The organism is Paractinoplanes atraurantiacus (assembly GCF_900215205.1).
GTDB lineage: Bacteria > Actinomycetota > Actinomycetes > Mycobacteriales > Micromonosporaceae > Actinoplanes > Actinoplanes atraurantiacus.
Genome location: NZ_OBDY01000029.1, coordinates 135,678 through 145,590, shown reverse-complemented (window position 1 = coordinate 145,590; position 9,913 = coordinate 135,678). Strand labels below are relative to the sequence as shown.

The 9,913-nt window shown below is 69.9% G+C and carries 8 protein-coding genes; 2 read left to right on the top strand and 6 right to left on the bottom strand.

Annotated features, from left to right (window positions below):
* Window positions 1-860: 860 nt before the first annotated feature.
* Window positions 861-1,448, bottom strand: a complete 588-nt coding sequence (locus CRP55_RS53600) for a hypothetical protein (RefSeq protein ID WP_179855565.1) — start codon at window positions 1,446-1,448, stop codon at window positions 861-863.
* A gap of 100 nt (window positions 1,449-1,548) precedes the next feature.
* On the opposite strand from CRP55_RS53600, the gene CRP55_RS41565 reads away from it, so the two are divergent.
* Both CRP55_RS41565 and CRP55_RS41560 read left to right on the top strand, forming a co-directional pair.
* Window positions 1,549-2,016: a hypothetical protein gene (locus CRP55_RS41565; protein WP_097327518.1), complete on the top strand. Its 468-nt coding sequence runs from the start codon at window positions 1,549-1,551 to the stop codon at window positions 2,014-2,016.
* A gap of 58 nt (window positions 2,017-2,074) precedes the next feature.
* Window positions 2,075-2,362: a hypothetical protein gene (locus CRP55_RS41560; protein ID WP_245923694.1), complete on the top strand. Its 288-nt coding sequence runs from the start codon at window positions 2,075-2,077 to the stop codon at window positions 2,360-2,362.
* On the opposite strand, the gene CRP55_RS41555 is transcribed toward CRP55_RS41560, so the two are convergent.
* The 5 genes from CRP55_RS41555 to CRP55_RS41535 all read right to left on the bottom strand — a co-directional run bounded on the left by CRP55_RS41555 (window position 2,346) and on the right by CRP55_RS41535 (window position 9,662).
* Window positions 2,346-4,664 (bottom strand): FdhF/YdeP family oxidoreductase, encoded by a 2,319-nt coding sequence (locus tag CRP55_RS41555; protein ID WP_097327503.1) that lies wholly within the window; start codon window positions 4,662-4,664, stop codon window positions 2,346-2,348. The genes CRP55_RS41560 and CRP55_RS41555 overlap by 17 nt on opposite strands.
* Window positions 4,665-4,960: 296 nt before the next feature.
* Window positions 4,961-5,338 carry a YccF domain-containing protein gene (locus tag CRP55_RS41550; RefSeq protein ID WP_097327502.1) on the bottom strand — a complete coding sequence of 126 codons (378 nt, stop codon included), beginning with the start codon at window positions 5,336-5,338 and terminating at the stop codon, window positions 4,961-4,963.
* A gap of 7 nt (window positions 5,339-5,345) precedes the next feature.
* Window positions 5,346-6,920 (bottom strand): methyl-accepting chemotaxis protein, encoded by a 1,575-nt coding sequence (locus CRP55_RS41545; protein ID WP_179855564.1) that lies wholly within the window; start codon window positions 6,918-6,920, stop codon window positions 5,346-5,348.
* A 94-nt stretch (window positions 6,921-7,014) separates the two neighbouring features.
* On the bottom strand, window positions 7,015-7,803 hold the full coding sequence (locus CRP55_RS41540; protein WP_097327500.1) for a SigB/SigF/SigG family RNA polymerase sigma factor: 789 nt from the start codon (window positions 7,801-7,803) through the stop codon (window positions 7,015-7,017).
* Window positions 7,800-9,662, bottom strand: coding sequence for a glycoside hydrolase family 15 protein (locus CRP55_RS41535; protein ID WP_097327499.1), 1,863 nt, complete (start codon window positions 9,660-9,662; stop codon window positions 7,800-7,802). Before CRP55_RS41535 ends, CRP55_RS41540 begins: the two co-directional genes overlap by 4 nt.
* Window positions 9,663-9,913: the final 251 nt, after the last annotated feature.

The window sequence follows — 9,913 nt, the reverse complement described above, 5'->3', positions numbered from 1 at the left end:
CGCCACTCCCGCTCCCCTGATGACTGACCCACCCTGACCCCAACCCGTCAGGTGTTGCAACCACCGCAAGAACCCAAGGTTCTTTTCGAGGTCTGACATAACGGCTTGGCGGGATTGGTCCGGAGTGCCGAGTCATTCGCCGGACATGGTGGAGTTCTGTCGCGATCACGCGGACCGGCGGCGGTGGGGACTGAAACGGCGTCATGCGTTGAAGTTGTGCCGGCTGCATGGCTGTTCGCGGTTGTGCGGGGAGCTGGGCTTGCATGATCCGTTCGAGCGGATACCGCCGCTCATATGGGACGACGACATCGAGTGGGTGCGGCGCCCGGGTCCGAGCGATCCCGTTCACCAGGCGGTAGCCGCTGACCACCCGGACGGCGTGCCGCTGGCTGCGCCTGTCGGCCGCGCGGGCAGTCCGGCCGCACAAACCGAGATGGTTGCGCCGGCGGAGTCGGCCCAGGCCGAGATGCTGGCGAGCGCCGAGCCGTCCGTCCAGGCTGAGCCGTCCGTCCAGGCCGAGCCGTCCGTCCAGGCCGAGCCGATCGCCCTGGCTGAAGCGGCAGTGTGGACCGAGTCGACCGCCCTGGCTGAAGCGGCAGTGCAGGCCGAGACGGCAGGGCAAGCGGAAGTGGAAGCGCGGGTCGAGGTGGCGGCGTCGGCGGAGGGCACCGCGCGGACCGGGTCCGCCGGGCAGTGTGGATCGCCAGGCGCAGCGATGAATCTCGGGCGCAGGCGGCGGTCGCACCATTCAGCATCGAACGTTCCGGCGCAGCCTGAGCGGCACGCGGCGTTATGCGGGTTGATCGCACCGCGCAATCGTCGGCGACACCGGACTCGTGAGCGAAGAATTTTGCTGTCGACTAGCAGTGAGCCTGTTCTGCTACCACGAATGGCGCCAGTCGAAATCTCGACGAAGAATCACTCGACAGGCTGAGGGGTGAATTCGGTAAATGCTCTCCGACTGCCGGGGCGGTCTCCGTTTCCGGCGTTCTGTCAGCCCGCTGATGGCGTGACGCGCGAGTGGCTCCGGAGCGTCGGGGGTGGGGGGTGTTGTGTGGGCTCGGTACGACGTGTGCGCTTGCCGGCTCGTAGCTGACCGCGGCCGGGCGGCCGCGCAGCAGCAGGGAGTCGAGCGACTCGTGCTTGGGGGAGCGCATCCGCTGGGCCTGGTGGCCGGTCACGAGCAGCGCCGTGCAGATCAGCACCGCCAGGGTAGCCGTCGCCGTCAGGACGGCGCGGTTGGTGGTGTGCCGGCAGCGGTGGAGCAGGAACAGGTGCAGTGCGAGCACGAGAGCGCCCACGCCCAGCGTGGTGAGGTGGGGAGCCGCCGCCGTTTCGGTGCTCGTGGGAACCGGGGTGTCGTGCGTTTCCCAGGACAGGACCGCCAAACCGGCCAGAACGATGCCGGTCAGTATTGCCGGTTTACACGCACCTACTTCGTCGTTCACGTGTCGAATCAACGCCGTCAACCCCGTACAGCAGCAGGGTTTTGACGGTTCTCTAACGACCGCGGCGGGAATTTTGACGGCGTTGTGATGGGATGTGCCGGTGGCCACAGATCCGACGCTCGACCGCATCGGTGAAGCCGTTGCGCTGCACCACGGGCGAGGTGACCGGGACGGGGCGCGTGAGCAGTTCGCGCGGATCTGGGCGGAGATCGGGGGTGAGGACGGCGATCCGCTGCACGTGTGTGTGCTCGCGCATTCGGCGGCCGACGTGCAGGACGACGTCCGCCAGGAGCTGCTCTGGGACCAGCGCGCCCTGGCGGCGGCCGGCCGGCTCAGCGACGAGCGGGTGGCCGAGGCTGGGGTGCCGATGACTGTGGCCGCGCTGTACCCGTCGCTGCATCTCAGCCTGGCCGACTGTCACCGCCGGCTCGGCGACCTGACCCGAGCCCGCGAACACCTTGCGCAGGCACGGGAAGGGATGGGCGCTCTCGGCGACACCGAATACGGGCGGCTGATCAGAGACGGACTGGACCGGCTGGCCGAGCAGCTGATGCCTGCTGGCTGGTAGTGGCGGGTGGGCGCTGGCCTCGATGACACCCGGCCGTGGAAGGACGAGGGTAACTGGCATGTCGACCACAACCCTCAGCAAGAGCGCGGCGACACCCCAGCGACTACGGTCGGCGGTGAAAAGGCGGACCACCTTCGACACGGCCCGGGCCGAGGCGCTGTTCGCGTCGCGGCTTCAGCCCTCCGACCAGCCCACCGCCGTGCAGGTGCGTGCGGCCATCACCGTCACCCTCCACGCGCTCGGAATCCGCGGATGCGCGGCCCGCCTGGCCGAGGAGACGGGGGAGCACCCCGAAGCCTCGGCCCGGCGGATGAGCTGGGCGATCGCGGTCATTCGCTCGATGTGACCGCGGCCTTGCGCACCTTGACGCGCAGGTGCTTCATCAGCGGCTGGCCGCTCTGCGGGCTGTAGTCGCCCGCCGCGCACAGCACGTTCATCTCCGGCATGTAGCCCGCCGCGTTGCCCGCGGGAAGGTCGTAGGCGACCGCGCGGTAGCCGTACACGCTGCGGGTGGTGCCGTCCTTGGCGTACGACGTCACGTCCACCCGATCGAACTCGGACAGGCCGAGCCGCCGCATGTCGTCGCGGTTCAGGAAGACGGCGGTGCGCAGGTTGCTCAGGCCCCGGTAGCGGTCGTTGTCCGAATAGACCGTCGTGTTCCACTGGTCGTGCGAGCGCATCGTCCCCAGCATCAGGCAGCCGTCGCCGGGGTCCAGCGCCGGCAGGCCGCTGTCGGAGAAGGCGGCCCGGCCGGTCGGGGTCAGCCACACGCGTTCGCGGGCCGGCTGACGAAGGCGGAACCCGTGCGGTTGCCGCGCCCGGTGGTTCACGCCCTCGAAGCCGTCGAGCACCCGGGCCATCGTGTCACGAATGCGGTCATAGTCCGCGACGTACGCCTTCCACGGCGTACGGCTGCCGGGAAGTGAAGCCCGCGCCAAACCGGCGATGATGGCCGGCTCGGAGAGCAGGTCCGGCGAAGCCGGCCGGCGATGGCCCCGGGACGCGTGAACCATGCTCATCGAATCCTCGACCGTGATCACCTGCTCGCCCAAGGCCTGAAGGTCACGCTCCGTGCGCCCCAGACACGGCAGGATCAGCGCGTCCGCGCCATGGACCAGATGGCTTCGGTTGAGCTTGGTGCTGACGTGCACGGTGAGTGCGCACTTGCGAAGACCGGCGATGGTGTACGCCGTGTCGGGCGCGGCCATGGCGAAGTTGCCGCCCATGCCGACGAAGACCTTCACCCGGCCCTCGTTCATGGCCTCCAGCGTGGCCACGGTGTCGAGGCCGTGCTCGCGCGGCGGGTCGATTCCGCAGACCTCGGCCAGCTTGTCGAGGAAGGCGGGGGAGGGCCGGTGGTCGATGCCGCAGGTCCGGTTGCCCTGCACGTTGCTGTGCCCGCGGATCGGGCACGGGCCGGCACCCTCGCGCCCGATGTTGCCGCGCAGCAGCAACAGGTTGACGATCTCACGGACCGTGTCGACGCCGTGGTCCTGCTGAGTGACGCCGAGGCACCACGCGATGATGGTGCGATTCGCTTCGATGTAACCCTCCGCGAGCGTACGGATGGTCGCCTCGTCCACCCCGGACGCCTCGACGATCTCGGTCCAGGAGGTGCCCGCGCAGCGCGCCCGATAGGTGGCCAGGCCGGTCGTGTGCCGGGCCAGGAACTCGTGGTCGAGGGCGTCCCGCTCGAAGACCACCTTGGCCACGCCGCGCACGAGGGCCAGGTCGCCGCCGATGCGCGGCTGCACGTCCATGCTGCCGGTCGGCGTCGACCGGAACGTGCCCATGGCCACGAACTCGTGCGGCACGATGGTGCGCCGCGACGCGGCCTCGACCAGCGGATTGATGTGGACGATCTTCGAGCCGCGTTGGTACGCGTCGGAGAGCGCCGTGAGCATGCGGGGCGCATTCGACGCGGCGTTGACGCCCATGACCCAGATCAGGTCGGCCCGCTCCCAGTCGGTGATGTCGACGGTGCCCTTGCCCGTGCCGATCGACGCCGTCAGCGCCCGCCCGCTCGCTTCGTGGCACATGTTGGAGCAGTCGGGCAGGTTGTTGGTGCCGAACTCGCGCACCCATAGCTGGTAGAGGAAGGTGGCCTCGTTGGCCAGGCGCCCGGAGGTGTAGAAGGCGGCCTCGTGTGGACTGTCCAGGGCTTGAAGGTGCCGGCCGACCAGGGCGAACGCGTCGTCCCAGCCGATCGGCACATATTTGTCGGTGGCCGCGTCGTAGCGCATCGGCTCGGTGAGCCGCCCCTGGTTCTCCAGGGCGTAGTCGCTCCAGCCCGACAGCTCGGTCACCGTGTGCCGGGCGAAGAAGGCCCGGTCCGTACGCTTGCCGGTCATCTCCCAGGTGACGTGCTTGATGCCGTTCTCACACAGGTCGAGATGCAGGCCCTTCGGATCGTCGGGCCACGCGCAGCCGGGACAGTCGAACCCGCCGTTCTCCTGGTTCATCTTCAGCATCGCCCGCACACCGGTGACCGGCTCGCGGCTGCGCGCCAGCACCTGGCCCACCGACCGCGCCGCACCCCACCCGGCCGACGGGTGCGTGTAGTCCCGCTGGGCGGCCGCGCCGGCCCCACCCGGACCACACCCGGGCGCCGCCGAACCGGGCGCGCCCTGGCCCCTCAACTCGCTCATGCTTACAAGACAACGGGCGTCCCGGAACCCCTGCATAGGGCCGCCGTCACAGCCCCTCCAAGGTAGTTGATCAAGCCCCTGGTCAGGGTCTTCCCCCGCATTTCAAACCAGCGGAGCGTCACATCTTCCATCGCGGCAAATGACACGATCCGGCAGGCTCAACGGCAAGGCCGCCATCGTCGCCGGCGGCTCGCCCGACATCGGAAGGCTGTTCGCGGAGGACGGCGCCGACGTCGTGCCGGTCACGCGTTTCCTGTTCGCCCCCGAGACCCGGTCGGTGACCGCACCGAGCGTGGTCAGTCGAGGTCGACGATCTCGCGGCCCAGGGGCCAGAACGCGGCCGGGACCAGTTTGAAGTTCGCGATGCCGAACGGGATGCCGATGATGGTGACGCACTGGGCGACGCCCGCCACGATGTGGCTCAGGGCCAGCCACCAGCCGGCCAGGACGACCCACAGGATGTTGGCGACGCCCGAGGCGACGCCGGCGTCCGGGCGGCTGACGATCGTGCGGCCGAACGGCCAGAGCGAATACACCGCCAAACGCAGCGCGGCCACCCCGAACGGGATCGTGATGATCAGCGCGAAGCAGATCAGCGCCGCGATCCCGTACGCGATGGCCAGCACGAAGCCGCTGCCGAAGATGAACCACAGGATGTTGAGGATCAGTCGCACTCGTCAATCATGACCGGGGAGCGCCACTGATCGTGAAACGGCTGACCAGTTGGTCGAGCTCGGCCGACATGCGGGTCAGGCGGCCGGCCGCCTCGTGGGCCTCGTCGACGCCGGCCGTGGTGGCCCGCACCGAGGCCGCGACCTGGCCGACCGTGCCCGCCACCTCGCCGCCGGCCGACGCCGCCTCGGCCACGCTGCGGCTCATCTCGTTGGTCGTGACCGTCTGCTCCTCGACCGCCGACGCGATGGTCGTCTGGAAGTCGTTGATCTGCGCGATCGTCTCGCTGATCTGCTCGATCGCCATGATCGCGCCGGTCGTGTCGGCCTGGATGGCGGCGACCCGCTTGCTGATGTCCTCGGTCGCCTTCGCCGTCTCCTGGGCCAGGTCCTTCACCTCGGAGGCGACCACGGCGAAGCCCTTGCCGCTCTCGCCGGCCCGCGCCGCCTCGATCGTCGCGTTCAGCGCCAGCAGGTTCGTCTGCTCGGCGATCGACGTGATCGCCTTGACCACGGCGCCGATCTCGGCCGACGACTCGCCCAGCCGGGCCATCACCGTGCTGGTGGTGGCCGTGATGTCGACCGCCTTTGTGGCGACCTGGGCGGCCTGGGTCGCGCTCTGGCTGATCTCGCGGATCGACGCGCCCATCTCCTCGGCCCCGGCCGCGACCGTCTGGATGTTCGACGACATCACCTCGGCCGACGCGGCCACGGCGGCGGCCTGCTCGGCGCCTTCCCGCGAGGTGGCCGAGCTCTCGCTGCTCACCGCGGAGAGCGAGGCGGCGGCTTCATCCAGGGCTTTCGCCTGCGCTGAGAGATCTCCCATTGCCGTACGCATGGAGGTCGTGGCCCGGCGCAGGCTCTGCGCCATATGCCCGACCTCGTCCTGCTGGTCGACGTCGGTGTCCTTCGTCAGGTCGCCCTCGGCCACGGCGTCGAGCACCCCGGAGACCTTCCGCAGCGGCCGCACGATCATCTGGGCCGCGACGATGGCCAGCACCGCCGCCAGGCCGACCGAGACGGCGAAGGCGATCATGACTTCGGCCCGGGTGTGGTCGGCCGTGGCGTCGAACTCCTCGCCGGCCACGAGCGCCTCGTTGGCCCGGGTGATCTCGGCCGACAGCAACGACTCGTACGTCTTGCGCAGCTCGCGGTTGTCGCCGAAGGCGGCCTTGACCGCCGCCTGCCGGTCGGTGCCGAAGGTGCTGAACTCGTCCTCGAGCGCCGCGAACCAGGCGTCCGTGGCCTTCTTGATCTTGTCGACCGTGGCCTGTTCGGAGGCGCTGCCGAGGGCGCGGGCGTCCGCGAGCTCGGCGTTCACCGTCTTCTGGGCGGCGAGCGCCTCGTCGCGGAAGTCGGTGTCGCCGGCGATGAGATAGCCTCGCTCGTCGTTGGCCGCGGCCTTGGCCTCGAGCGCGGCGTCGTTGAGGCTGTTGATGTACGGGACCGCTCGCTTGAGCTCCGAGTTGCGCTCGCTGCGCAGATCCTCGATGCCGCCGAGGCTCAGCGCCCCGGTGACCACCGTGCCCGCGACGGCCACACCCGCCACTCCGAGGATCTTCGTAGCGACCTTGCGATCGCGCACCCAGCGTCCTGCTGACTTCACCGTGTCCTGCCCTCACTCGTCCTGCTGTCCCCTCTGTGATCGGCAGCGGGCGGGAGGCGGTCAAGGAATCGCTTCAGATTTCAAGATATCGGCGGAGCTTGGCCAGGGCCCGGGTGCGCAGGCGGGAGACGTGCATCTGGGAGATGCCCTCGAGCTCGGCGATCTGGCGCTGGGTGAGGTTGCCGTAGAAGTCGCGGGCCAGGATGCGCTGTTCCCGCTCGTCGAGGGTGTCCAGGGCCGGTCCGAGGGCCAGGCGCAGGTCGACCAGGGCATATCCGCGTTCCTCGACGCCGAGGGTGGAGGCGAGGTCGGACTCGCCGTCGGCGCCGGTCGGTGCGGACAGGCTGGCCGCCGTGTACGCGCTGGCGCCCTCCATGCCCTCGATCACCTCCTCGACGCCGATCCGCAGGTCCTCGGCCAGGTCGGCGACGGTCGGGCGGCGGCCCAGGCGGTGGGTGAGGTCGTTGTCGGCCTCGGCGATGGCCGAGCGCAGCTCCTGCAGGCGGCGCGGCACCCGCACCGACCACGTACGGTCCCGGAAGTGCCTTTTCAGCTCGCCCACGATGGTCGGCACGGCGAACGTGGTGAACTCGACGCCACGGCTGCCGTCGTAGCGGTCGACCGCCTTGACCAGGCCCAGCGCGGCCACCTGGAGCAGGTCCTCGGCCGGTTCGCCACGCCCGATGTAGCGGTAGGCCAGGTGCCGGGCCAGCGACAGCCAGGCCTCGATCGCCCGCGCGCGCAGTGCCGGATAGGCCGGATGCCGGGTGGACAGCCGGGCGACCGCGGCCACGAGGTCCCGGGCATCCCCGAGTATCTGCGGATCAGTGAAAGCGGGAGGGGCGACGGCGACGGTGGTCATCGGGCCGCCATCACGGTGTGCCGGCGGGCCGCGGCCCGGGGGTGCCGGTCGAGCTCCCGGTCGAGGGTGACCGCGGCGTCGATCAGGGCCAGGTGGGTGAACGCCTGCGGGAAGTTGCCCAGCTGCTCGCCGGTCAGCCCGATCTCCTCGGAGAACAGCCCGAGGTGGTTGGCGTAGGTCAGCATCTTCTCGAAGGTGAGCCGGGCCTGGTCGAGCTCGCCGGAGGCGGCCAGGGCCGACACGTAGGCGAAGGTGCACAGCGAGAACGTGCCCTCGGAGCCTTGCAGGCCGTCCGGTGAGGCCGCCGGGTCGTACCGGTAGACCAGGCTGTCGGTGACCAGCTCCTTCTCCATCGCGCGCAGTGTGGAGACCCAGCGCGGATCGCCCGGCGTGATGAAACCGACGGTCGGCATGCGCAGCAGCGACGAGTCGAGCACCTCGGTGCCGTAGTGCTGGCGGAACGCCTGCCGCTCCGGGCTCCAGCCGCGGGTCATGATCTCGGTGTAGATGGCGTCGCGCTCGCGCCGCCACGTCTCCAGCGGAGCCGGCCGGCCGTGCTCGGCGGCCATCCGCAGGCCGCGGTCGAGCGCGACCCAGCACATCAGCCGCCCGTAGGTGAAGTCCTGCCGGCCGCCGCGGGTCTCCCAGATGCCCTCCTCGGGCTGCGACCAGTTCGCCGCGACCCAGTCGAGCAGGTCGCGGATGGCCAGCCAGCCCTGGTGGCCGGGGGCCAGCCCGTTGCGGCCGCCGACGTAGATGCTGTCCATCGCCTCGCCGTAGATGTCGAGCTGGAGCTGCCCGGCGGCGCCGTTGCCGATGCGCACCGGCGCCGAGCCGCGATAGCCGCTCCAGTGCGGCAGGATCTCCTCGGTGAGGTCGCTCGACCCGTCGACCCGGTACATGATCTGCAGGGGGCCGCCGCCGCTCTTGTCGGTCTGCTCGTCGACCCGGTCGCGCAGCCAGCGGCCGAGCGCCCACGCCTCCTCGTCGAAACCGAGGGAGAGCAGCGAGTACACCGAGAACGAGGCGTCGCGGACCCACGTGTAGCGGTAGTCCCAGTTGCGTTCGCCGCCGATCTGCTCGGGCAGGGCCGCGGTCGGCGCCGCGATCAGGGCGCCCGTCGGGGCGTACGTCATCAATTTGAGGGTTATGGCCGAGCGGTTGACCATCTCGCGCCACCGGCCCGTGTAGGTGCAGCGGCCGATCCAGGACTCCCAGAAGTCGACGGTCTCGTCGAACAGGCGCAGCGCCTCGTCGACGCGCACGGCGTCCAGGGGGCCGCCGACGCCGGTCTCGAGCAGGGCGCCGCGGACCTCGCCCGCGCTCAGCCGCAGCTCGGCGTGGACGTCGCCGTTGTCGACCCGCGCCTCGGCCCGCCGGTCGGTGGGCTCGCGGATCAACCGGACCGTGAGCGCGGTGCGGGCGCCCTCGAAGACCACGCCGTCGTCGGCCATCCGGGTCTCGAACGGCTCGCGGGCGTAGTCGAAGCGCGGTGACACCACGATGGAGAAGGCCATCTCGCCGCGCACGCAGCGGACCAGCCGGACCAGGCGGTGTCTCTTCTCGTCGCCGTCGATCGGCATGAAGTCGACGACCTCGCCGACGCCGCCGGCGGTCATGAAGCGCGTGATGAGCACGGCGGTGTCGGGCAGGTAGAGCTGTTTGGCGGTGTAGTCGTCGGTGGTGGGCTGGATGGCGAACCGGCCGCCGCGTTCCGGGTCGAGCAGCGCGCCGAAGATGCTGGGCGAGTCGAAGCGGGGCGCGCAGAACCAGTCGAGGGTGCCGTCGGTGGCGATCAGCGCCGCCGTCTGCAGGTCGCCGATGAGGCCGTGGTCGGCGATGAGCGGGTAGTCGGGCATGGCGGCCTCCGCGTGGCCGAGCGGTACAAGGTCATTCGCAGCATGAGTCGTTTTCCGCCGAATGGCCTCATGCGCCAGGGGTGAAGCGTGCCCCGGACATTGACGAGCACCTTTGATCCCCCTAAGTTTCGAGGGAACTCCGGAAGTTACGGGCACCCATGATCGCCACCGATCCGGCCCGTTCTGTCGGCATATTCAAAGGAGTCACTGTGAGAAAGGCACTGGTCGCCTTCTTAACGCTTCCCCTGCTT